Here is a 22,352-nt window from a genome sequence, read left to right as displayed (position 1 = left end):
CAGGTGAAGGCGGTGTTGCGCACCGCCGCTCCCGCCGTTACGCCGGTGTGGACGACCTGTGACGGATGTAACCGGCCCGGGTCGCGTCCGGGCCCCTCACTCCGTTCCTACCCCTGCGGCGTATCGCGCACTCCTGACGACAGTCACGAATGAGTGATAGCTTCGGGGGGTAGAGCTCAGTGAGGCAGTGCCCGCCCGAGGAGGCCGCACGTCATGAGTCCCTTCACCGGCTCCGCCGCCCGCACCCCGCGCTGGGAGCATCTGCGCGTCGAGGTCTCCGACGGCGTCGCCACCGTCACGCTCGCCCGCCCCGAGAAGCTCAACGCGCTCACCTTCGGCGCCTACGCCGACCTGCGCGACCTGCTCGCCGAGCTGTCCCGGGAGCGGTCCGTGCGGGCGCTGACGCTGGCCGGTGAGGGCCGCGGCTTCTGCTCCGGCGGCGACGTCGACGAGATCATCGGCGCCACCCTGGCCATGGACACCGCCCAGCTCCTGGACTTCAACCGGATGACCGGGCAGGTGGTCCGCGCGATCCGCGAGTGCCCCTTCCCGGTGATCGCCGCCCTGCACGGCGTGGCGGCCGGCGCCGGTGCGGTGCTGGCCCTGGCCTGCGACTTCCGGATCGCCGACCCCACCGCCCGCTTCGCCTTCCTCTTCACCCGCGTCGGCCTGTCCGGCGGCGACATGGGCGCGGCCTACCTGCTGCCCCGCGTCGTCGGGCTGGGCCACGCCACCCGGCTGCTCATGCTCGGCGACCCGGTCCGCGCCACCGAGGCGGAGCGCATCGGCCTGATCAGCGAGCTGACGGAGGAGGGCCGGGCCGACGAGGCGGCCGGGCAGCTCGCCCAGCGCCTGGCACAGGGCCCCGCCCTGGCGTACGCCCAGACCAAGGCGCTGCTGACGGCGGAGCTGGACATGCCCCTGGCGGCGTCGGTGGAACTGGACGCGTCGACCCAGGCGCTCCTGATGAACGGCGCGGACTACGCCGAGTTCCACGCGGCGTTCACCGAGAAACGCCCTCCCAAATGGAGCGGACGGTGACGGCCACGCCCTCCGGGACGCGCGGAACCGCGCGACGGGCCGCGGACGAGCGGCACCCGCACCCGGGCCCCGGCCGGGCCCGGCGCGTGGCGGTCGTCGGCGGCGGCCCCGGCGGTCTCTACGCCGCCGCCCTCCTCAAGCGCCTGGACCCGTCCCGCGAGATCACCGTCTGGGAACGCAACCCCGCGGACACCACCTTCGGCTTCGGCGTCGTCCTCTCCGACGAGACCCTCGGCGGCATCGAGCACGCCGACCCGGAGGTCTACGAGGCCCTGCGCAGGGACTTCGTCCGCTGGGACGACATCGACATCGTCCACCGCGGCACCCGCCACACCTCCGGCGGACACGGATTCGCCGCCCTGGGCCGCCGGCGCCTGCTGGAGATCCTGCACGCCCGCTGCCGCGACCTCGGCGTACGCCTGCGCTTCTCCACCGAGGCCCCGCAGGACCTCGCCCGCACCCACGACCTGGTCGTCGCGGCCGACGGCGTCCACAGCACCACGCGCGAGCGGCACGCGGACGTCTTCCGGCCGCGGATCACCCCCCACCGCTGCCGCTACATCTGGCTCGCCGGCGACTTCGCCTTCGACTCCTTCCGCTTCGAGATCGCCGAGACCGAGCACGGCGTGATGCAACTGCACGGCTACCCCTACTCCCCGCACGCCTCGACGGTGATCATCGAGATGCGCGAGGAGGTCTGGCAGGCGGCCGGCCTCGACGAGCTCGGCCGGGACGAGTCCGTCGAACGCTGCGCCAAGATCTTCGCCGACGCCCTGGACGGCCGCCCCCTGAAGTCGAACAACTCGGCGTGGACCACGTTCCGCACGGTCGTCAACGACCACTGGTCGCACGGCAACGTCGTCCTCCTGGGCGACGCCGCCCACACGGCCCACTTCTCCATCGGCTCCGGCACCAAGCTCGCCGTCGAGGACGCCCTCGCCCTGGCCGCCTGCCTGAGCGAGCACGACACGCTTCCCGAGGCCCTCACCGCGTACGAGGCGGAGCGGCGCCCCGTCGTCGCCTCCACCCAGCGTGCCGCCCGGGCCAGCCTGGAATGGTTCGAGAACCTCTCCCTCTACCTCGACCAGCCGCCGCACCAGTTCGCCTTCAACCTGCTCACCCGCAGCCGCCGCGTCACCCACGGCAACCTGCGGCTGCGGGACGCCCGCTTCACGGAGGCGGTGGAGCGCGAGTTCGGCTGCCCGCCCGGCACGCCCCCGATGTTCACCCCGTTCCGGCTGCGCGGCCTGACCCTGCGCAACCGGGTCGTCGTCTCGCCGATGGACATGTACTCGGCCACCGACGGCGTCCCCGGCGACTTCCACCTGGTCCACCTGGGCGCCCGGGCGCTGGGCGGGGCCGGGCTGGTGATGACCGAGATGGTGTGCGTCAGCGAGGAGGGCCGCATCACGCCCGGCTGCGCCGGTCTGTACACCGGCCGGCAGGCCGAGGCGTGGAAGCGGATCACGAACTTCGTGCACGAGCAGGCACCGGGCACCGCCATCGGCGTGCAGCTCGGCCACAGCGGCCGCAAGGGCTCCACGAAACGCATGTGGGAGGGCATGGACGAGCCGCTCGACGACGGCAACTGGCCGCTCGTGGCCGCCTCCGCGCTGCCCTACAAGCCGGACGGACGGACCCCGCGGGAGCTGTCGCGGGCCCAGCTCACGGACCTCCGCGAGCAGTTCGCGGCCGCCGCCTGCCGGGCCGCCCGGGCCGGGTTCGACCTGCTCGAACTGCACTGCGCGCACGGCTACCTGCTCTCCGGGTTCCTCTCCCCGCTCACCAACCGCCGCACCGACGCCTACGGCGGCTCACCGGACAGGCGGCTGCGCTTCCCGCTGGAGGTCTTCGACGCGGTGCGCGCGGTGTGGCCGGGGGAGCGGCCCATGACGGTGCGCATCTCCGCGACCGACTGGGCGGAGGGCGGCACCACGGCCGAGGAGGCCGTCGAGATCGCCCGGGCCTTCGCCGCGCACGGCGCCGACGCCGTCGACGTCTCCACGGGCCAGGTCGTGGCCGACGAACGGCCCGACTTCGGACGCTCGTACCAGACGCCGTTCGCCGACCGGATCCGCCACGGCACCGGCGTGCCCGTGATCGCCGTGGGCGCCATCTCCTCCTGGGACGACGTCAACTCCCTGATCCTGGCGGGCCGCACCGACCTGTGCGCCCTGGCCCGGCCCCATCTGTACGACCCGCACTGGACCCTGCACGCCGCGGCCGAACAGGGCTACTCGGGCGAGGCGGCGGTGTGGCCGGCGCCCTACCGCGCGGGCAGCCGCCCTCCCCGGACGGGCCGCACGGACGCCCCGAAGCCCCGCCTGAGCCTGTGAGCGGCGGCCCTCACGCGGCGCCCTCGGTGAAGTCCGTCTCCTCGGCCGTGATGATGCGGGCGCCCATGTTGAGCTCCATCATCTCCAGGGCGGCGGAGGCCAGATGGGGGTGGATGGAGGCGACGGCGTCGCTCGGCACCGTGACCCGAAGGTGCCGGATGTGCGCGTCCAGGGCGGAGTAGAGCACGCACTGCTCGGTGACCTGACCCGTCAGCACCACGTGACCGACCCCCAGGCTCCACAACAGGTAGCCGAGGGGCGTCTCGTAGAAGACGGAGTGGCGGGCCTTCATCACGAAGAGGGACTCGTCGTCGGGCCGGATCGGCTCGATGAGGTCCGCGTGCGGCCGGGCGAGGGCGTTCTCCACCAGCTCTCCGTGGTGCGAGCGCCACCGCCCGAAGTTGTCGTTGGCGTAGATGACCGGCACGTCCGCCTCGCGGGCCCGGCCGATCAGGTCCGCGATGACCGGCACGACCTTCTCGACGGAGGGCAGCAGCAGTTCCGCGTCCTCGTGGTCGTACGTGTTGATCATGTCGACCACGATCAGTGCCGGCCGCTTCGGACCCGACTGTTCTTCCATGGTCGCGTCTCCCGATGTGCAGCGTGGGGTACGGGGACGCGCCGGGTACCCGGGGGGCCGAGGAGACTAACAACACCGTACGGGCAGGTCACAGCCCCACGAACCGGGCCCCCGCGTCCCGCAGCCGCTCGTGCAGCCCCCGGAACACCTCCGCCGAGCGCACCCCGGGCCAGTCCCCGGGCAGCAGCGCCGCGGGCAGCCCCGGATCGGTGTAGGGCAGGTGCCGCCAGGAGTCCAGAGCGAGGAGGTAGTCGCGGTACGCCTCCTCCTCGGGGGTGCCGTCGCGCTCCTCCCAGTCGCGCAGCACGCGCTCGTGGCGGTCGAGGAAGGCCTCGTGCTCCTTGGCGATGGCGGCCAGGTCCCACCAGCGGGCCACGGCCTCGGCAGTCGGCGCGAAGCCCAGGTGATCGCCCCGGAAGAAGTCCACGTACGCGTCCAGCCGCAGCCGCTCCAGGGTGTGCCGGGTCTCCTCGTACAGCCGCGCGGGCGCGATCCACACGCCCGGGGCCGCGGTGCCGAAGCCGAGGCCGGCCAGCCGCGAGCGCAGCACGTGCCGCTTCTGCCGCTCCGACTCGGGCACCGAGAACACCGCGAGCACCCAGCCCTCGTCCTCGGGCGGGGCGGTGGCGTACACGCGCCGGTCACCGTCGTCGAGGAGCTGGCGGGCGTCGGGGGAGAGGGCGTACCCGGCGGCGCCCTGCGCGGTGCGGGCGGGCACCAGCAGCCCGCGTCTCTTCAGCCGCGACACCGAGGAGCGCACGGACGGGGCGTCCACGCCGACCGCGGCCAGGAGCCGGATCAGCTCGGCGACGGGCACGGGGCCCGGCGCGAAGCGCCCGTACGCGCCGTAGAGCGTGACGATGAGAGACCGTGGTGCATGCTGGTCGGACACGTTGATCATCTTAGGTCGTACGGATCAGTGCCGGTCCTCTTCCGCCGATCCGTCCCCGGTCCCCGCCGTGCGCAGCCGGAACCGCTGGAGCTTGCCCGTGGCGGTGCGGGGCAGGGCGTCGAGGAAGACGATCTCCCGGGGGCACTTGTAGGGCGCCAGCTCGGCCTTGACGAAGGCGCGCAGCGCCTCGGCGTCGCGTGCGGCGCCCTCCTGCAGGACGGCGAACGCCACCACGACCTGCCCGCGCGCCTCGTCGGGGCGGCCCACGACCGCGGCCTCGACCACGTCCGGGTGCCGCAGCAGCGCGTCCTCCACCTCGGGGCCCGCGATGTTGTACCCGGCCGAGATGATCATGTCGTCGGCGCGGGCGACGTAGCGGAACCAGCCGTCGGGCTCGCGGACGTAGGTGTCGCCGGTGATGTTCCAGCCGCCGCGGACGTACTCCCGCTGCCGCGGGTCGGCCAGGTAGCGGCAGCCGACCGGGCCGCGCACGGCCAGCAGTCCGGGCTCCCCGTCGGGCACCGGGTTGCCGTCCGGGTCCTGCACGCGCGCCTGCCAGCCCGGGACGGCCGTCCCGGTGGTCCCCGGCCGGATCCGGTCGCCGGCCGCGGAGATGAAGATGTGCAGCAGCTCGGTGGCGCCGATGCCGTTGATGATCCGCAGCCCCGTCCGCTCCCGCCACGCCCGCCAGGTGGCCGCGGGCAGGTTCTCGCCGGCCGAGACGCAGCGGCGCAGGGACGACACGTCGTGGCCGTCCAGGTCGGCGAGCATCGCGCGGTAGGCCGTCGGGGCCGTGAACAGCACCGACACCCGGTGCCGGGCGATCGCCGGCAGCAGCTGCCGCGGCCCGGCCTGCTCCAGCAGCAGCGCGCTCGCCCCGGTCCGCAGCGGGAAGACCACCAGGCCGCCGAGGCCGAAGGTGAAGCCCAGCGGGGGGCTGCCGGTGAAGACGTCGTCGGGGCCCGGCCGCAGGACGTGCCGGGAGAAGGTGTCGGCGATCGCCAGGACGTCCCGGTGGAAGTGCATGCAGCCCTTGGGGCGGCCGGTGGTGCCCGAGGTGAAGGCGATCAGCGCCACGTCGTCGGCCGCGGTGCCGACGGCCTCGTAGGGGGTGCCGGGCGCGGGGCGGGCGAAGAGGTCGTCCGGGCCGTCGCCGCCGTAGGTCGTGATGCGCAGACCGGGGACCTCGGCCTTGACGAGGTCGTCGACGGCCCGCACGTCGCACAGGGCGTGCCGGACCCGGGCGATCTCGCACATGGTGCTCAGCTCGTGCGGCCGCTGCTGGGCGAGCACCGTGACCGCCACGGCCCCCGTCTTCAGCACCGCCAGCCAGCAGGCGGCGAGCCGGGGCGTGGTGGGGCCGCGCAGCAGCACGCGGTTGCCGGGGACGACGCCGAGTTCGCCGGTGAGCAGGTGGGCGATCCGGTCCACGCGGGCGCGCAGCTCACCGTAGGTCCACCGCTCGCCGGCCGGGGTGAGGAACGCGGGGCGGTCGTCCGGCGGGCCGCTCAGCAGCTCCGCGGCGCAGTTGAGGCGGTCGGGGTAGCGCAGCTCCGGCAGGTCGAAGCGCAGCTCGGGCCACTGGTCCGGGGGAGGCAGATGGTCGCGCGCGAAGGTGTCGACGTGGGCCGTGCGCCGTGCATCCATACGGTTCGCCCCCTTGGCGTGGGTGGCTCGCCCCTGGAGCGTATCGTGTTGGTGACGACAGTCAACGGTTCGCGATAGCCTCGGAGTGACCCGGCCGGAACGCAGGGTGGCGGAGAAGGGACCGGCGATGACCGCATTCTCGCTCGAACCGGCACAACTCGCCTGGTGCGCCGAACTGCGCGCCCTCGCCGTGGAACGGCTGCGCCCGTACGCCGAGAAGGGCGAACCCGGCCGGGTGAACCGCCCCCTGGTCGCCGAACTGGGCCGGGCGGGGCTGCTCGGCCGGCTGTTCACCTCCGGCGCGCTCGAGCTGTGCCTGATGCGCGAGTCCCTCGCCCACGGCTGCACCGAGGCCGAGACGGCCCTGGCGCTCCAGGGCCTCGGCGCCCACCCCGTCCACCTGCACGGCACCCCGGAGCAGCGGGAGCGCTGGCTGCCCGAGGTGGCCGACGGCAGCGCGATCGCCGCCTTCGCGCTGAGCGAGCCCGGAGCGGGCTCCGACGCGGCCGCCCTCGCCCTCCGCGCGGTCCCCGACGGTTCCGCCCGCTGGCGTCTGACCGGCGAGAAGTGCTGGATCTCCAACGCCCCCGAGGCCGACTTCCACACGGTGTTCGCCCGGACCGGCCCGGACGCCGGGGCCCGCGGCGTCACGGCCTTCCTGGTGCCCGCCGACCGCCCGGGGCTGACCGGCCGCGCACTGGACATGCTCTCCCCGCACCCCATCGGCGCACTGGACTTCGACGCCGTACCGGTCACCGCCGCCGACGTGCTCGGGGAGGTGGGCTCCGGCTTCCGCGTCGCCATAGGCACCCTGAACCTGTTCCGGCCCAGCGTCGGCGCCTTCGCGGTCGGCATGGCCCAGGCGGCCCTCGACGCCACCCTGGCCCACACCGCCGGCCGGGACGCCTTCGGCGGCACCCTGCGCGACCTGCAGGCCGTCTCCCACCAGGTCGCCGAGATGGCCCTGCGCACGGAGGCCGCCCGGCTGATGGTCTACGCGGCGGCCACCGCGTACGACGACGGCGCCCCGGGCGTGCCCCGGCGTGCGGCCATGGCGAAGCTGCTCGCCACCGAGACCGCCCAGTACGTCGTCGACACGGCCGTCCAGTTGCACGGCGCCCGCGCGCTGCAACGCGGCCACCTGCTCGAACACCTCTACCGCGAGGTGCGCGCGCCGCGCATCTACGAAGGGGCCAGCGAGGTGCAACGCGGCATCATCGCCAAGGAGTTGTACGCCCACCTGGAGGACCAGCGGTGACCGTCGAGCGCGTCAACCCGTCCCGGCTGGCCCCGCCGGCCGGCTTCTCCCACGCCGTGGTGGCCTCCGGCTCGCGCGTGGTCTTCCTGGCCGGCCAGACCGCGCTCGACGGCGACGGCAAGGTGGTCGGTGCGACCCTGCCCGAGCAGTTCGAACGCGCCCTCGCCAACCTGCTCGCCGCGCTGGCGGCCGCGGGCGGCACCCCGTCCGACCTCGCGCGGGTCACCGTCTACGCCACCGACGTCGAGGACTACCGCGCGCACGCTCCCCGGCTGGGCGCGATCTGGCGCGAGGCGGCCGGACGCGACTACCCGGCGATGGCGGTCGTCCAGGTCGTCCGCCTGTGGGACGCGCAGGCCCTGGTGGAACTGGACGGCTTCGCCGTCCTTCCCTAGCCGCGCCGTGCGGGCGGGGCCGCGGCCCCGGGGCGTCAGGCGGCGACGGCCAGGCCCTGCGCCGTGCCCCGGTGGGGCTCCACCACCCGGCCGTCCGGCAGAAGTTCGCCGGTGTCGTCGAAGACGATCGCGCCGTCGCACAGCAGGCTCCACCCCTGCTCGGGGTGGGCGGCGACGACGTGCGCGGCGGACGAGTCGGTCGCGGGGCACTGGGTCCGGTGGGCACACATGGCGCACCTCCACGTCGATTGGGCCGTGTGAAGCTTTCCCCTACCTCTTACGGACAGACGATCCTCCCGTCTCGACCGCGGGGGAACGGAGCGCCGGCAAGCGTGACGAGTCCAGGACATCGCCGCGACCGTTCCACGACGGCCGGTGCGGACTCGCCACCGAAGGGGTGAGGGTCACGGGCCCCGGCCCCGGGGGCCGGTACGAGTGGGAGACGGACATTTCACCTCATTCTGGAGGTTTCCCTCATGGGTCCACGTTCCCTTCTCGGCGCGGCGGCCGGTGCCGCGCTGCTCCTGCTGACCGGCGCGGGCGCGACCCCCGCCACCGCGTCCACCGCCACGCCCGGCACCGCCACCCCCGGCACCGCTTCCGCCGCCGTGGCGGACAGCGTCACCGTCGACGCCATCGGCCGGATCGCCGCCGACGGCACCGTCACCCTGACCGGCACCTACCGCTGCGCGAGCGCCAGTGGCCCGGTCTTCGTCAGCTCCTCCGTGAGTCAGGGTGTGTCCACGACCCGTCACGGCATCGGCGGCACCCGGGCCGTGTGCGACGGCGCCGAGCACCGCTGGGTGAACACGGGCCGCCCCATGCCCGGCTCCCTCGTGCCCGGCGCGGCCCGGGTCGAGGCCACGCTGATGGAACTGCGCCTCTTCGGCGGCCTGCCCCTGCCCAGCGCCCACGCCACCTCGGGCCAGGCGGTCACCCTGACCCAGGGCTGAGGCCGGGAGCCCCGACGGACCGGCGCGCGAGCCGCACCCGCGGGCGCCGCCGGTCCGTCGCGCGCGGTCGACCGGCGGCTTCCTCCGAGGGGGGGTGGTGCGCCCGACCCCTCCTTGACTGTTTAATTGCGAGGTCTGTGCAAAAGCCAGACCGAAGCAACAAGGGTGTGAGGTCACATGTCGACCCGTCGGATACGAGGGGCCGCCGCCACGGCGGCCTTGGCCGCGGCGGTCACCGCCTGCTCCGCTCCCGGCGGTGGCGGAGCCGACGGCGCCGGGTCCGCCGCGTCGGTCGTCATCGGCGTGGCCACCGAGCCCGACACCCTCAACCCGCTGCTCGGCTACGGCAAGGACGGCAACTCCAAGATCTTCGACGGGCTCCTCGCGCGCGACGCCCAGTTGAAGCTGAAGCCCGCCCTCGCGGCGAAGCTGCCCGAGATCACCGACGGCGGCCGGACGTACACGTACACCCTGCGCGACGGCGTCGAGTTCAGCGACGGCGAGCCGCTCACCTCCGCCGACGTCGTCTACACCTACCGGACCGCGCTGGACGCCAAGACCAACAACACCTTCAAGAGCGAGCTGGACGCCGTGCGGGAGGTCCGGGCGGACGGCGACGACAAGGTCGTCTTCACCCTGAAGTACCCCTACGCGCCCTTCGCCGCACGCACCGTCCTGCCCATCGTCCCCGAGCACGTCGCGGCGGAGCAGGACCCCAACACCGGCACCTTCAACACCAGGCCCATAGGCACCGGCCCGTACGTCCTCAGCAGGTGGAGCAAGGGCGAGAAGCTCACCTTCAAGGCCAACCCCCGCTACTGGGGCGGCAAGCCGAAGGTCACCTCCTTCACCATGGCCGTCATCGGCGACGACAACGTGCGCGCCACCCGGCTGCGCTCCGGCGACCTCGACGGCGCCGTCCTGCCCCCCAACCTCGCGGCCACCTTCAAGAACGACGACGGCAAGCGCACCCACCGGGCCCGGTCCTACGACTTCCGCGCCGTCGCCCTCCCCACCGCGAACCCGGTCACCGGCGACCGCGCCGTCCGGCGGGCCCTCGACGCCGCCGTCGACCGCGAGGCCATGGTCGACAGGATCCTCGACGGCGCGGGCCGGCCCGCCTACGGGCCGCTGCCCGTCGACGACCCCGCCTTCACCCGGGACATCGAGCGCCCCCGGGACCTGGACAAGGCCCGCGAGATCCTCGACGAGGCCGGCTGGAAGCCCGGCAAGGACGGCGTGCGCGCCAAGGACGGCCGACGCGCGGCCTTCACCCTGCTCTACCCCTCCGGCGACAAGGTCCGCCAGGACCACGCCCTCGCCTACGCCTCCGACGCCAAGGAGGCGGGCATCGAGGTGACGGCCGAGAGCGCCACCTGGGAGGTCATCGAACCGCGCATGAAGGACACCGCCGTCCTCGCGGGCTTCGGCAGCACCGGCGACCCCGACTTCGGCCTCTACACCCTGCTGCACTCCTCCCTCGCCGGCGACGGCTTCAACAACATGCCCCGCTACGACAACCCGGCCGTGGACCGCGCCCTCGACGACGGCCGCCACAGCCAGGACCCGGCCGAGCGCAAGGCCGCCTACGACACGCTCCAGCGCGCCCTGGTGCGGGACCCCGGCTACACGTTCCTCACCCACCTCGACCACCTGTACGTGCTGGCCGACCGCTGGGAGGGGCTGAGCACCCAGCTGGAGCCGCACGAGCACGGCTTCGCCAGCGGCCCCTGGTGGAACATCGAGGACTGGCAGCCCGAGCAGTGACCCGCCTGCCCTGGGCCGCGATGGCGCGGCTGGCGGGGCGGCGGACCCTGTTCGCCGGCCCCGTCCTGCTCGTCGTCACCTTCGGCGTGTTCGCCATCGCCGCCGCCTCCCCGTTCGACCCCGTCAAGGCCTACGCCGGGACCGCCGCGCTCGGCGCCGACCGACAGACCCTGGACCGGCTGCGCGAGAACCTCGGGGTGGACGAGCCGTTCGCCGCCCGCTGGTGGCACTGGCTGACCTCCGCCCTCGGCGGCGACTTCGGCCACTCCACCGTCATGCGCCAGCCCGTCACCCAGGTCATCGGCGAACGGCTCGTGTGGTCCGCGCTGCTGTGCGCGGCCGCGTTCGCCGTCGCCGTGCTCGCCGGCACGGTCCTCGGCGTGCTCGCCGCACGCCGCCCAGGCTCGGCCGTCGACCGGGTCGTCACCTCCCTCGCCTACACCCTGGAGGCGGCCCCGGTCTTCTGGATCGCCCTGCTGGCCGTCTGGCTGTTCGCCCTGCAGTGGGACGTCCTGCCGGCCGGCGGACTCACCGACACCGGCAGCGAACAGGTCACGTCCGGCCAGGTCGCGAGCCATCTCGTCCTGCCCGCAGGGGTCCTGGCGGTGTCGCAGCTGCCCTGGTTCACGCTGTACGTGCGCCAGGGCGTCGGCGACGCCCTGGCCGAGGACCCCGTGCGCGGCGCCCGCGCCCGCGGCCTGAGCGAACGCACCGTCCTGCTCGGCCACGCCCTGCGCTCCGGGCTGCTGCCGGTGCTCACGCTCATCGGCTCCCGCGTGCCCGAACTCATCACCGGGGCCCTGCTCGTGGAGAGCGTCTTCAGCTGGCCCGGCATCGCCGCCGCCACCGTCGAGGCGGCCACCGCGGTCGACTTCCCGCTGCTCGCCGCCCTGACGACCCTGGCCACCGCCGCCGTGCTCGCCGGGAACCTGCTCGCCGACCTGCTGTACGGACTGTTCGACCCGAGGGTGAAGCTCAGTGACATGTGACGCGCCCGCGCCCGCAGGCACCCCGGAGCGGACCGAGTGGCGGTCGTCCGGCCCGCGCCGCCGCTCCACCCGCGCCCTGCGCGTGCGCACCTCCGCCGCGCTGGTGGCCCTCACCGTGCTGGCCGTGCTGCTCGTCCCGCCGCTGGTCCAGCTCGACCAGCAGGCCGTCGACCTGGCCGCCAAGCTGCAACCGCCGTCGTGGGCGCACCCCTTCGGCACCGACGACGTCGGCCGGGACCTGCTGCTGCGCTGCGTGTACGGGCTGCGCGTCTCCCTGCTCGTCGGGGTGGCGGCCGCCCTGACGGCGACCGTCGTCGGCACGGCCGTGGGCGCGGCCGCCGGGGCGCTGGGCGGCTGGGCCGACAGGGCGCTGATGCGGCTGGTCGACACGTTCTCGTCCGTGCCGCACCTGCTGCTCGGCATCTTCGTGGTCGCCATGTTCCGGCCCGGGGTGTGGCCCGTGGTGATCTCCGTGGCGCTCACCCACTGGCTGTCCACCGCCCGGATCGTCCGCGCCGAGGTGCTGTCCCTGCGGTCCCGGCCGTACATCGACGCGGCCGTCTCCGGCGGGGCGTCGAGGTGGCGGGTGACCGTGCGGCACCTGCTGCCGGCGGTGCTGCCCCAGGCCGCCCTCGCCGCCGTGCTGATGGTGCCGCACGCCATGTGGCACGAGTCGGCCCTGTCGTTCCTCGGACTGGGACTGCCGACCCACACCGCGAGCCTCGGCACCCTGATCCAGACCGCCCGCGGCTCGCTGCTCGCCGGCCAGTGGTGGCCCACCCTCTTCCCGGGCCTCTTCCTCATCGTCCCGACCCTCGCCGTCGCCGGTCTCGCCGGGGCCTGGCGGGAGCGGATCAACCCCCGTCACCGATCGGAGCTGATGCTGTGAGCACCGAGACCGACACCGCCGGGCGGGACTCCGGGGCCGGGCGGGCGCCCGTGCTGTCCGTGCGGGGGCTGTCCGTGCGGTTCCTGATGCCCGGCGGGCGCCGGGTCGCCGCCGTCACCGACGCCCGCTTCGACGTGGCCGCGGGGGAGTGCCTCGCCCTCATCGGGGAGAGCGGCTGCGGCAAGTCCGTGCTGGCGTCCGCGCTGCTCGGGCTGCTCCCCGGCAACGCGCAGACCGCCGGGTCCGCCCTGCTGGGCGACCTCGACCTGCTCACGGCCGGCGAACGCGTCCTGGCCCGCCGGGTGCGCGGCCGGCTCATCGGCCTGGTCCCGCAGAGCCCGGCCGCGCACCTCACCCCCGTACGCACCGTCCGCTCCCAGCTGGAGGAGACGGTCGCGGCCCTCACCGCCACCCGGGGCCGGTCCGCCCTGCGCGCCGCCGCCGAGGCCGCCGCCGAACGGGCCGCCTTCCCCGCCGGCCACCTCGACCGCCACCCCCACCAGCTCTCCGGCGGCCTGGCCCAGCGGGCCGCCACCGCCCTCGCCCTGGTGGGCGGCGCGCCCCTGCTGCTCGCCGACGAACCCACCACGGGACTCGACCGCGACCTCGTGGACCGTACGGTCGACGAGCTGCGCCGGCACGTCGACGACCCCACGGGGACCGACGGCGGCGGACGCGCCCTGCTGATGATCACCCACGACCTGTCCGCCGCCGAGCGGATCGCCGACCGGGTCGCCGTCATGTACGCGGGCCGGATCGTCGAACTGGCCGACGCCCGCGACTTCTTCGGATCGCCCGGCCCCCGCCACCCCTACAGCCGCGGCCTTCTGCGGGCCCTGCCGGACCGGGCCTTCACCCCGATCCCCGGCATGCCGCCCGAACTCGGCGACCTCCCCGCGGGCTGCGCCTTCGCCGCCCGCTGCGACCGGGCCACCGGCACCTGCACCACCGGCACTCCACCGCCCGGCACGGTCGCCTGCCACCACCCGTACGTGCCGGAGGACGTCCGTGCTTGAACTGCGTTCCGTCACCGCCGGATACGACCGGCACGCCCCGGTCGTCCGGGGCGTCTCGCTGACCGTGGCGGCCGGGGAGTCCGTCGGCCTGCTCGGGCCGAGCGGCTGCGGCAAGTCCACCCTCGCCCGTGTCGCCGCGCTGCTGCACCGCCCCGACTCGGGCACCCTCCTGCTCGACGGCACGCCCGTCCGGCGCTGGCGCCACCGCGCCCCGCGCGAGCTGCGTACCGCTTTCGGGGTCGTCTTCCAGCAGGCCAGGCTCTCCGCCGACCCGCGGCTGCCGCTGGCCGACCTGATCGCCGAGCCCCTGCGGGCCACCGGCCGGGGCGGGCAGGCGGCGCGGCGGGTCGCCGAGCTGGCCCCGGCCGTCGGCCTCACCGACGACCTGCTGACCCGCCGGCCGCACGAGGTCAGCGACGGGCAGCTGCAACGGGCGTGCCTGGCGCGGGCGCTGGCCCTGCGCCCGCGCCTGCTGGTCTGCGACGAGATGACGGCGATGCTCGACGCGTCCACGGCCGCCGCCCTGGTCGCCGCGGTCGAGGAGTACCGGTCCGCGACCGGTGCCGCCCTGCTGGCGGTGGGACACGACCGCACGCTGCTGCGGCGCTGGTGCGACCGTACGGTCCACTGGGACGACCTGGGCTGAGCGGCGGCGCGCTCGCGTGCGCCGCCGGGGCGGACGCCGGCCCGTCAGTGGTCGTCCCAGTGGCCTTCGTGGGCGGCGTGCCGGTGGCCGTCGTGCACGTAGTCGGTGTGGTCGCCGTGCCGTACGGCCTGGTGGCCGCAACGGTCGCCGTGCTGGTGGTCGTGGTTGTGGTGCACGGTGTGGCCGTCGGCGCCGCACTCGTCGGCGTGGCCTTCGTGCATCCGGTGGATGTGGCCGTCGTGGGCGTAGTCGGTGTGGTCGCCGTGCGGGAAGGCGAGGTGACCGCAGTCGTCGCCGTGGGCGTGGGCGTGGTCCTGGTGGGTGCGGTGCTCAGCGGTGGTCATGGCGGTGCTCCTTGCCTGTGCGCCGGGCCGGACCCGGCGGACGCGGGGGCTCTTCGGCGACCTCGACCTATAGCGGCTTCCGTCTCGATTGTCCCGGCGGCGGGCCGCCGTGCACCGTTCGGGGGAGTGCGGACGGGTGACCGGGGTGCGGGGGAGTGCGGACGGGTGACCGGGCCGGCGCGGTCAGCGCACCGCCACGACCACGCAGCTGTCGCCGTACTGCCAGACCACGCCCACCGTGCCGAAACCGGCCTGCCGCAGCAGGTCCAGGTGGGCGGGGAGCGAGAGCCCGGCGGGGGCGCCGGTGCCGGCCGACCCCTCGCTTCGGTCGCGGTCGGCCAGCAGGTCCGTCAGCTCCGGGTCGCGGGCGGCGGCGGCCCACCAGGAGTCCCAGTCCTCCTGGGCGAACACCCGCTCGCGCACGGCACGGCATCGCCCGACGTGCGCGGCGATCGCGGCCGGAGCCCCCACGCCCTGGGGCAGGTGGTCGCCGTTGACCAGGACGCCCCCGGGCCGCAGCGCCGCGGCGAGCTGCCGGTACACGGCGGACAGGGTCTCCCGGTCGAGGTAGTGCAGGGCCGTGGTGGACACGGCCGCGTCCAGGGGCCGGTCCAGCTCCAGAGCCCCGAGCCAGCCGGGCGCGCCGATCTCCGCGTCCACGTAGCGGGCCGCGTCCGGGTGGTGGGTGCGGCCCAGCTCCAGCAGCAGCGGATCGCGGTCCACGGCGACCACCTCGGCCGCCGGCAGCCGCCGGACCAGCCGTGCGGCCAGCGACCCCGGGCCGCAGCCCAGGTCCACGACCAGGGGCCGGGCCGTCCGGCCCGCCGTCGCGTGCTCGACGACGTCGGAGATCACGGTGAACCGCTCCTCGCGGTCGACGGCGTAGCGCTGCTGCTGGAGCTCCCACCGCTCCACCCACCGCTGTGCCGTCGCCAGACTCAGCCCCATCCGCCTCGCGCCACCTAGCCGCCTCGCACCCGACCCTTGCGGACCCGAGCCTACAGGTGGAAACGGTTCCCATTACGCACTGCCGCCGCCATCAGGCGAGTGAGGCGAGAACGGACAGCAACCGGTCGATCTCCTCCACGGTGTTGTACACGTGCAGACTCACCCGGACCGAACCGGTCCGCTCGCCGGCGTCGCCCTGGCAGAGGTGGTCGGAGCGGACCATGAAGCCGTGGCTGAACAGGACGAAGCCCAGATCACCCGAGTCGACACCCCGGTGCCGCAGGGTCACGATGCCCCGCCGTCGCTGCACCGCCGAGTCCGCGGCCAGACTCAGCGGGCAGCCCAGCACCTCGTAGGCGTCCAGGCCGCGCAGACCCTCGGTGAGTCGGGCGGCCAGGCCGACCGTCCAGCGCTCCACGCGCTCCACCCCGGCGGCGTCCAGCCAGTCCAGGGCCGCCTCCAGGGAGGCGATGCCCACCGTGTTCGGCGTGCCGCCCCACCCGCCGGGCGTGAACCGCGGCCCGCGCTCCTGCCGCGCCCACACCGCCCCGGTACCCGGCAGCGCCAGCGTCTTGTGCCCGGAGAAGACCACGAAGTCCACGTCCAGGTCGTCCACGGACAGCGGCACATGGCCCACCCCCTGGGCCGCGTCGAGGCAGATCACCGCCTCCGGGCCGACCGCCCGGCGGATGCGCTGCACGTTCATGTCACCGCCGTACACGTGGTGCACGTGGGTGGCCGCGACGAACCGGGTGCGCGGCCCCACCCGTTCGGCCAGCGCGCGGTGGTCGTAGTCCCACGAGCCGCTCTGGTACGGCATCGGCACGACCCGCACCCGTACTCCTTCGCGGGCCAGTTGCCGCCGGGCCTCCAGCCATGGCTCGATGTTGGCCCGGTGGTCGGCCCCGGGCACGACGATCTCGTCCCCGTCGCGCAGGAATCCGGGCAGCCAGTCCCGTGCGATCGTGCGCAGCCCCTCGGTCGTGCCGCTGGTGAAGTGCACGCCGGAACGCCCCGGACGGGTGTCCCCGAGAAACCGCCCGACCCGCTCCCGGGTGCGCTCCACCAGGTCCGTCGTCCGGTTGGCCCAGGTGTAGGTGCCGCGCGCGGCGTTGGCGTTCGACGTGGTCAGGTACGTCTGCACCGCGTCCAGCACGGCCTGCGGCTTCTGCGAGGTGGCCGCGCTGTCCAGGTACGCCAGCTCCGGGTGCCCGGCGACGAGGGGGAACTGGGCACGCAGCTCCCGCTGCCACGCGTGCAGGTCCTCGCCCGTGGTGGGTGCCGTCATGGTCAGTCCCGCACCAGGGGCGCGCCCGCGTCCCGCCAGGCGATGATGCCGCCGGCCAGGCTGCGCACGTCCGGGTGGCCCATGCGGGTCAGCAGCGCCGCGTACCGGGCGGACTGCTCACCGACCGGACAGGCCAGCAGGACCGGGCGGCTCCGGCTGAACGGCAGGCCACCGCGGGCGAGTTCGGCGAACAGCTCGTCGACGATGTTCACCGATCCGTCGATGTGCAGCGCCGCGTAGGCGAAGGGGCTGCGCAGGTCCACGACGAGCGGCGCACCGGTCCCGATCCAGCGCCGCGCCTCGTCCACGGTGACCGTCGCCGCCCCGGCGACCTCGGCCTCGGTCAGGTCCTCCGCCGCGTTCCTCCGGGCCGGCCGGCCCAGCAGGTCCGGGCGGCGCTCCCGGACGTAGCCGACGTAGCTCTCCACGCGGTCGCAGACGATGAACACCGCGGTCCGCCGCCCGGCCTGCTCGTCGTCCAGGGCGCGCAGGTGGCGGACGGCGCCGAAGTAGGCCGCGCCACCGGTGGGGCCGCCCAGGATGCCGCAGCGGCGGTTGAGCGTGAGCATCCCCTCGATGGCCTCGTCCGCCGTCACCGAGTCCATCGTGTCGTAGGTGTCCGGGTCGAACAGGCCGACCTCCTGCACCTCGTCGATGGTGCGGATGCCGGGGATGAAGTCGGACTTGGCCGCGACCAGGCCGACCACGCGCACCGACGGGTCCTCCGCGCGCAGCGCCCGGGCGACGCCCGTGGACGAGCCCGCCGTGCCCACGCAGGCGACGAACCAGTCCGGGACCCTGCCGTCCAGGTCCTTCACGATCTCGGGGCCGGTGCCGGTGAGATGCGCCTCGGTGTTGCGCGCGTTGAAGTACTGGTCGGTGTGCAGGTACGAGTCGCCCGAGGCGGACAGGGTCCGGTGGAACTGCGTCAGCGGGTCGTCCGCGGCGGTCGGGTCCAGGCACTCGCTCTGGCCGGGCAGTTCCTCGATCCGCGCCCCGAGCAGCAGCAGGAGGTCCCTGATCTCCGGCACCCGCATGCGGTTGGTCACGCTCCGGAAACCCAGCCCGTGCATGCCCGCGATGACCGCCAGGGCCTTCGCCGTGTTGCCGCTGGACAACTCCACCACCTGGCTGCCCCGTTGGGCCGCCTCGGCCAGCAGCGGCTCCGCCATGCTCCAGGCGGCCCGGTCCTTCACCGAGCCGAAGGGGTTGAGCATCTCGAGCTTGGCGTACAGGTCGATGTGGCGCAGCCCGTGCACGGCCGGGTCGATCCGCACCAGCGGCGTGTTGCCTATCGCCTCGGTGATGCTGTCGTACCTCACAGGACTCCCCCCGAGGGCGTGGTCGGCCAGAACTGCTCGTCGAGACACCACCGCCAGTGGTCGCCGTCCTGCCAGGCGGCGACCTTCCGTGCGGCGGGCTGCAGTTGGGCGCCGGTGGCGTGGAAGTCCATCGCGTATCCGGCGGTGTTGGCGAAGGCCAGCAGGTCACCCGGCTCGGGACGGCGCGGCAGGAAGACCGTGCGCCGGGTGATCAGATCCGACTCCAGACACAGACTCCCGAAGAGGTGGACGGCGACGGGCCGCTCCCCGGCGGCTCCGGCGGCGCCCCGGGGGACGACGACCGGGTCCACCAGCACGCCGTGGTCCTCCAGGGCGATGTCGTCCGCCTTCGCGGCCAGCCGGACGAGCAGCGGGCCGCCGCCGTCCTGGGCGCGCACCTCCAGCACGCGCGCCAGCGTCAGCCCGCACTGGTCGAGCAGGGCCCGGCCGGGCTCGGTGTGCAGGTCGTACAGGTGCTCCAGCAGCAGCGAGGCCAGCGGCCGGCCGCCCAGCGCGGCGGCGGGCCGGCCGAGCAGTTCGTCGAGGTAGGCCGCGCCCGCGACGGGCCGGTACGCCGGGTACAGACCGAGCGTGCCGCGCAGGGTGCCGGACTCCTCGCGCAGCCCGTACCCGTGACCGCCCCAGGCCAGCGGCGGGCGGCGGCCCAGGACGGCCGCGGTGAGCTCCGTCGTGTACGCCTCCCACTGCTCCCGCTCGGCGAGGTAGCTGACGCCGAACCCGCCGCCGATGTCGACCGCGCGGGGCCGCAGCCCCCGGCTGCGGAACGCCTCCAGCGCCGCCAGGCACCCCTCCAGGGCGACGGCCTTCTCCGCGACGCTCGTGGTGTCGAGGTGGAAGGCCACCCCGGTCGCCTCCATCGCGTCGCCGTGCCGCTCGACCGTCTCCAGCAGCAGCGCCAACTCCCGGACGGGCGTGCCGAAACGACTGCGGCGGCTCAGTACCCGCACCCCCGGGGCCTCGAACCCCGACAGTCTCAGCAGCACGGGCACCGGCGGCAGGGCGTGCTTGCGCACCAGCGCCGCCACCTGCTCCAGCTCGGCGGCGGAGTCGGCGCTGACGGTGACGCCCGTACGGGCCGCCAGCCACAGGAACTCGGGGTTCTTGGGGCCCGTGGCCGTGATCCGCCGCGCGTCGAACCCGGCCCCGAGCGCGTGCTGCAGCTCGCCGAGCGAGGCGACGTCCACGCCCGCGTCCGTCGCCGCGAGCCGCCGCAGCAGGGCGCTGGAGCGGCTGGCCTTGTGGGCGTAGAAGATCTGCCCCGGCAGCCGGTGCGCCCGGTACACCGACCGGAAGCCCTCCACGTTCTCCGCGATCTGGTCGGGCACCACGACGTGCAGGGGCGAGCCGAACGCGTCGGCGAGCGTGTGCAGCGTCCCGTGCGCCGCCATGAGCGACCGGAGCCGCGGCTCCAGCCGTGGTGCGAGGTACAAGGGCTCCGGCGGTGGTTCGACGTACAACGGCCGGCCGTCCATGCGCGCTCCCTCCCCTGAAGCCGCTGGGCCCGATGTCCGGGCACGTCGGACACTCCCCGTGTGTCGCCGTATGACCCCTATCCATTCCCCGGTCGCTTTACGCCCTGCAAGGCCGGGGCCCCTCCCGCGGCCGGTGCGAAGCGGATCACGACGCCCGGGGGCGGCGCGCGCCGGGCGCCCACTGCGCGCCCCCACCGCCCGGAGGGGCACCCCGTGCAGCCGGTCGCCCACGCCGGACGGGTCCCGGGGCGGTCGTCCGGCCGGGCGAGGCCGCTGGCCGGCGGCGGGTCACCGGCCCTTGCCGGCGCGGTACTTGGCGGTGTACCGCTGAGCGATCTCCCGTTGCTCGCGCTCCATCCAGGGGGCGGCGACCAGTACGTCCGGCAGCATGGCCCGCTTCAGCGTCACCGCGCGGAACAGACGGGAGACGGTGACGTCGTGGTCCGGGCGGTGCACGAGGGTGATGCGGTCGCCCGCGCGGATGTCGCCTGCCTCGATGACGCGGAGCATGGCGCCCGGCGACGCCGCCTGCGTGAAACGGCGCACCCAGCCCTTCTCGCCGAGCCAGCCGGCGAAGGTACGGCAGGGGATGCGTCCGCCGGTCACCTCCAGGACGGTGGAGCGACCGACCCGCCACCGTTCCCCGACCAGCGCGTCGCGCAGGTCCATGCCGACGACCGTCAGGTTCTCGCCGAAGGAACCGTTGCCCAGGACCCGTCCCAGCTCCCGCTGCCAGCCGTCCAGGTCCTCGCGGGCGAAGGCGTACACGGCGCGATCGGCACCGCCGTGGAAGCGCAGGTCGCAGACCGTGTCACCACGGACCCCGCCGCCCGCGAGGCCGGGTGGCCCCGCGGGGGCCACCCGGACCGGCCCGTCGACCGGCCGCTTGTCGATTCCGGTCGCGCCACCCGGAGCGTCCGTGAAGGCCACCGCGCGGGCCCGGCCGACGTTGACGCTGAGCACGGAGCCGTGCGCACCGCTCACGCGTCGGGCCGCCGCGTGACCGGCTGCGCGCCCGCGGTCGGACCGGCCTCGGGGGCGAACGGGCAGCGCCAGTGCGCGTCCGTCCGCATACCGGAGTACTGGCGCGCCTCGGAGGCCTCGCCGAACTCGGCGAGGTTGGGGTTGATGGAACCCTGCAGGCGCATGTCGCGCTCACGGATGCGGTGCTGCAGGCCCTGGTAGACGCCGTTGTCCACCAGGCGCTTGAACTGGTGGTGGGAGTTGAACGCCATCGCGGGGAACGGGAAGCGGCGCGTGACCCGCGACGCGTTCTCGTGCAGGCCCACGATGAAGAACGGGTGTCCTGCCACGCTGAAACCGAACCGCGGGGAGGCGGGATCCGGATCCGCACCCTCCGCCCAGGCGAAACCGCGCTCGGCGTCCACGGCGTGCAGCTCGGTCAGCTGCCGCCACAGCAGGGTGTGGAAGTCCGGCTCCGTGAGCCCCAGCGGCCCGTCGAAGACCGCGACGACGGTGGCGAAGTTCTGCTCGGGGGCCAGGTCGCGCGAAACGAACTCCGTGAGGGCGTCGTGGAGCGCCGTCGTCGCACTCCCGGTGCCCATGGCACCCACGTGGACCTGACGCAGGCTCCCGCGGCGCAGGGCCGACTTCGCCCCCAGGCAGGAGAACTCCTCGCTCTCTATCCAGGCCGCCAACTGGTCATGGACGGGCACGGCTGTCATCGAACCTCTCCCTCGGTGTGTCGGTCAACGTGCTCTTCTGCGCCGCGCTTAGGTGTGGCGGGCTGTGATCTGCCGGGGTGTGCCGAGGCGCTCGTGCGGCTGCCGCTCGTCGACCGGCACCGCGTCCTGTTCAGCACCGCACGACACTGGCCGCGGCGGAGCGTGCGTCGCGCGCCGTCAGCAGGTCCGACGGCCGCAGGCGCCACCCGCGTTCCCGCATCGCGGAGCTCACCCGCAGGGCGGCGAGCGAGTCGCCGCCCTGGGCCAGGAAGTCGTCGTCGGGCCCGAAGGCGGGGATGCGGAGCTGGGCCCGCACCAGGTCCAGCAGCAGGGCGAGTGGGTCGTCCTGCCCCGCCGAGCCGTCCCGGGCCGCACCGGAGGCGGGGGGCGTCTGCGGCACGGGCGCCGCGTACTCCTGCGTGAGGAGCGCCGCCACGGCGCGGCGGTCGATCTTGCCGGAGCCGGTCAGCGGGAGCCGGTCGTGGACCCGTATCAGACCCGGGACCAGGTGAGAGGGCACGCGTCCGCGCAGGTCCTCGCGTATCTGCTCGGCCGTCGGGCCACCCGTGGTCACCGAGAGCGCGGCGGCCAGGACGCGCCCGCCGGTCCCGGTCCCGTCGTCGAGCGCCACGGCGGCGGCGCCGGTGACGCCCGGTGTGGCGGTCAAGTGCCGGTCCACGTCGTCGAGTTCGATCCGGTAGCCACGAACCTTGACCTGGTTGTCCAGACGGCCCAGGAACTCCAGGGCACCCTCGGCGTGGCGTACGACCTGGTCCCCGGTGCGGTACATCCGCGCGTCGGCCACCGCGGTGAACGGGTCGGGACGGAAGCGCTCCGCCGTGCGCGTCGGGTCGTCGAGGTAC

General features: G+C 74.4%; 22 protein-coding genes. 10 read left to right on the top strand and 12 right to left on the bottom strand.

Features of this window, described 5'->3' with window-relative positions:
- The first annotated feature begins 213 nt into the window (after positions 1–213).
- Together ACZ6ZN_RS05925 and ACZ6ZN_RS05920 are read left to right on the top strand one after the other, a co-directional pair.
- Positions 214–1,041 carry an enoyl-CoA hydratase family protein gene (locus ACZ6ZN_RS05925; protein WP_398109777.1) on the top strand — a complete coding sequence of 276 codons (828 nt, stop codon included), beginning with the start codon at positions 214–216 and terminating at the stop codon, positions 1,039–1,041.
- Positions 1,026–3,377 carry a bifunctional salicylyl-CoA 5-hydroxylase/oxidoreductase gene (locus tag ACZ6ZN_RS05920; RefSeq protein WP_469643362.1) on the top strand — a complete coding sequence of 784 codons (2,352 nt, stop codon included), beginning with the start codon at positions 1,026–1,028 and terminating at the stop codon, positions 3,375–3,377. Before ACZ6ZN_RS05925 ends, ACZ6ZN_RS05920 begins: the two co-directional genes overlap by 16 nt.
- A 10-nt stretch (positions 3,378–3,387) precedes the next feature.
- On the opposite strand, the gene ACZ6ZN_RS05915 is transcribed toward ACZ6ZN_RS05920, so the two are convergent.
- The 3 genes from ACZ6ZN_RS05915 to ACZ6ZN_RS05905 form a co-directional block, all read right to left on the bottom strand.
- On the bottom strand, positions 3,388–3,957 hold the full coding sequence (locus tag ACZ6ZN_RS05915; protein ID WP_469643360.1) for a cysteine hydrolase family protein: 570 nt from the start codon (positions 3,955–3,957) through the stop codon (positions 3,388–3,390).
- A gap of 88 nt (positions 3,958–4,045) precedes the next feature.
- Entirely contained in the window at positions 4,046–4,858 is an 813-nt protein-coding gene (locus ACZ6ZN_RS05910; RefSeq protein ID WP_398109774.1) for a PaaX family transcriptional regulator, read from the bottom strand.
- Between the two features lie 15 nt (positions 4,859–4,873).
- Positions 4,874–6,496, bottom strand: coding sequence for an AMP-binding protein (locus ACZ6ZN_RS05905; protein ID WP_469643357.1), 1,623 nt, complete (start codon positions 6,494–6,496; stop codon positions 4,874–4,876).
- Positions 6,497–6,623: 127 nt separating this feature from the next.
- Here ACZ6ZN_RS05905 and ACZ6ZN_RS05900 point away from each other — a divergent pair, with 127 nt between their 5' ends.
- Both ACZ6ZN_RS05900 and ACZ6ZN_RS05895 read left to right on the top strand, forming a co-directional pair.
- Positions 6,624–7,754: an acyl-CoA dehydrogenase family protein gene (locus ACZ6ZN_RS05900; RefSeq protein ID WP_469643354.1), complete on the top strand. Its 1,131-nt coding sequence runs from the start codon at positions 6,624–6,626 to the stop codon at positions 7,752–7,754.
- Positions 7,751–8,149 (top strand): RidA family protein, encoded by a 399-nt coding sequence (locus ACZ6ZN_RS05895; protein WP_469643352.1) that lies wholly within the window; start codon positions 7,751–7,753, stop codon positions 8,147–8,149. The genes ACZ6ZN_RS05900 and ACZ6ZN_RS05895 overlap by 4 nt, the downstream gene beginning before the upstream one ends.
- Positions 8,150–8,184: 35 nt before the next feature.
- On the opposite strand, the gene ACZ6ZN_RS05890 is transcribed toward ACZ6ZN_RS05895, so the two are convergent.
- The gene (locus ACZ6ZN_RS05890; RefSeq protein WP_398109770.1) at positions 8,185–8,379 is read right to left on the bottom strand and encodes a DUF5999 family protein; all 195 of its coding nucleotides are present in this window, start codon (positions 8,377–8,379) and stop codon (positions 8,185–8,187) included.
- Positions 8,380–8,625: 246 nt separating this feature from the next.
- On the opposite strand from ACZ6ZN_RS05890, the gene ACZ6ZN_RS05885 reads away from it, so the two are divergent.
- The 6 genes from ACZ6ZN_RS05885 to ACZ6ZN_RS05860 all read left to right on the top strand — a co-directional run bounded on the left by ACZ6ZN_RS05885 (position 8,626) and on the right by ACZ6ZN_RS05860 (position 14,409).
- Positions 8,626–9,102: a DUF6299 family protein gene (locus ACZ6ZN_RS05885; protein ID WP_469643349.1), complete on the top strand. Its 477-nt coding sequence runs from the start codon at positions 8,626–8,628 to the stop codon at positions 9,100–9,102.
- Positions 9,103–9,279: 177 nt separating this feature from the next.
- Positions 9,280–10,869 carry an ABC transporter substrate-binding protein gene (locus ACZ6ZN_RS05880; protein WP_469643347.1) on the top strand — a complete coding sequence of 530 codons (1,590 nt, stop codon included), beginning with the start codon at positions 9,280–9,282 and terminating at the stop codon, positions 10,867–10,869.
- Positions 10,870–10,889: 20 nt separating this feature from the next.
- Entirely contained in the window at positions 10,890–11,858 is a 969-nt protein-coding gene (locus tag ACZ6ZN_RS05875; protein ID WP_469643984.1) for an ABC transporter permease, read from the top strand.
- Positions 11,848–12,747 carry an ABC transporter permease gene (locus tag ACZ6ZN_RS05870; protein ID WP_469643344.1) on the top strand — a complete coding sequence of 300 codons (900 nt, stop codon included), beginning with the start codon at positions 11,848–11,850 and terminating at the stop codon, positions 12,745–12,747. Before ACZ6ZN_RS05875 ends, ACZ6ZN_RS05870 begins: the two co-directional genes overlap by 11 nt.
- 86 nt (positions 12,748–12,833) lie before the next feature.
- Positions 12,834–13,763, top strand: coding sequence for an ABC transporter ATP-binding protein (locus tag ACZ6ZN_RS05865; protein WP_469643982.1), 930 nt, complete (start codon positions 12,834–12,836; stop codon positions 13,761–13,763).
- A complete protein-coding gene (locus ACZ6ZN_RS05860) occupies positions 13,756–14,409 on the top strand; it encodes an ABC transporter ATP-binding protein (RefSeq protein ID WP_451878759.1) in 654 nt (217 codons plus the stop codon). The genes ACZ6ZN_RS05865 and ACZ6ZN_RS05860 overlap by 8 nt, the downstream gene beginning before the upstream one ends.
- A 44-nt stretch (positions 14,410–14,453) precedes the next feature.
- Here ACZ6ZN_RS05860 and ACZ6ZN_RS05855 read toward each other — a convergent pair whose 3' ends face one another.
- The 8 genes from ACZ6ZN_RS05855 to ACZ6ZN_RS05820 form a co-directional block, all read right to left on the bottom strand.
- On the bottom strand, positions 14,454–14,753 hold the full coding sequence (locus tag ACZ6ZN_RS05855; RefSeq protein WP_398109764.1) for a hypothetical protein: 300 nt from the start codon (positions 14,751–14,753) through the stop codon (positions 14,454–14,456).
- Between the two features lie 183 nt (positions 14,754–14,936).
- On the bottom strand, positions 14,937–15,701 hold the full coding sequence (locus ACZ6ZN_RS05850) for a class I SAM-dependent methyltransferase (protein WP_469643341.1): 765 nt from the start codon (positions 15,699–15,701) through the stop codon (positions 14,937–14,939).
- Positions 15,702–15,792: 91 nt separating this feature from the next.
- Positions 15,793–16,989 carry an aminotransferase class V-fold PLP-dependent enzyme gene (locus ACZ6ZN_RS05845; RefSeq protein WP_451878762.1) on the bottom strand — a complete coding sequence of 399 codons (1,197 nt, stop codon included), beginning with the start codon at positions 16,987–16,989 and terminating at the stop codon, positions 15,793–15,795.
- Positions 16,990–16,991: 2 nt separating this feature from the next.
- On the bottom strand, positions 16,992–18,311 hold the full coding sequence (locus tag ACZ6ZN_RS05840; protein WP_469643337.1) for a pyridoxal-phosphate dependent enzyme: 1,320 nt from the start codon (positions 18,309–18,311) through the stop codon (positions 16,992–16,994).
- The gene (locus ACZ6ZN_RS05835; protein ID WP_451878764.1) at positions 18,308–19,804 is read right to left on the bottom strand and encodes a type III PLP-dependent enzyme domain-containing protein; all 1,497 of its coding nucleotides are present in this window, start codon (positions 19,802–19,804) and stop codon (positions 18,308–18,310) included. The genes ACZ6ZN_RS05840 and ACZ6ZN_RS05835 overlap by 4 nt, the downstream gene beginning before the upstream one ends.
- Before the next feature lie 288 nt (positions 19,805–20,092).
- Entirely contained in the window at positions 20,093–20,788 is a 696-nt protein-coding gene (locus ACZ6ZN_RS05830) for an MOSC domain-containing protein (protein WP_469643332.1), read from the bottom strand.
- Positions 20,785–21,489, bottom strand: coding sequence for a guanitoxin biosynthesis heme-dependent pre-guanitoxin N-hydroxylase GntA (gntA, locus tag ACZ6ZN_RS05825; protein ID WP_469643330.1), 705 nt, complete (start codon positions 21,487–21,489; stop codon positions 20,785–20,787). Before gntA ends, ACZ6ZN_RS05830 begins: the two co-directional genes overlap by 4 nt.
- A gap of 130 nt (positions 21,490–21,619) precedes the next feature.
- Positions 21,620–22,279: an acyl carrier protein gene (locus tag ACZ6ZN_RS05820; protein WP_469643980.1), complete on the bottom strand. Its 660-nt coding sequence runs from the start codon at positions 22,277–22,279 to the stop codon at positions 21,620–21,622.
- Positions 22,280–22,352: the final 73 nt, after the last annotated feature.

Source organism: Streptomyces sp. NPDC053665 (genome assembly GCF_055585285.1).
The sequence above is the reverse complement of the archived record's forward strand: the minus strand, read 5'-3'. Positions and strand labels throughout refer to the sequence as shown.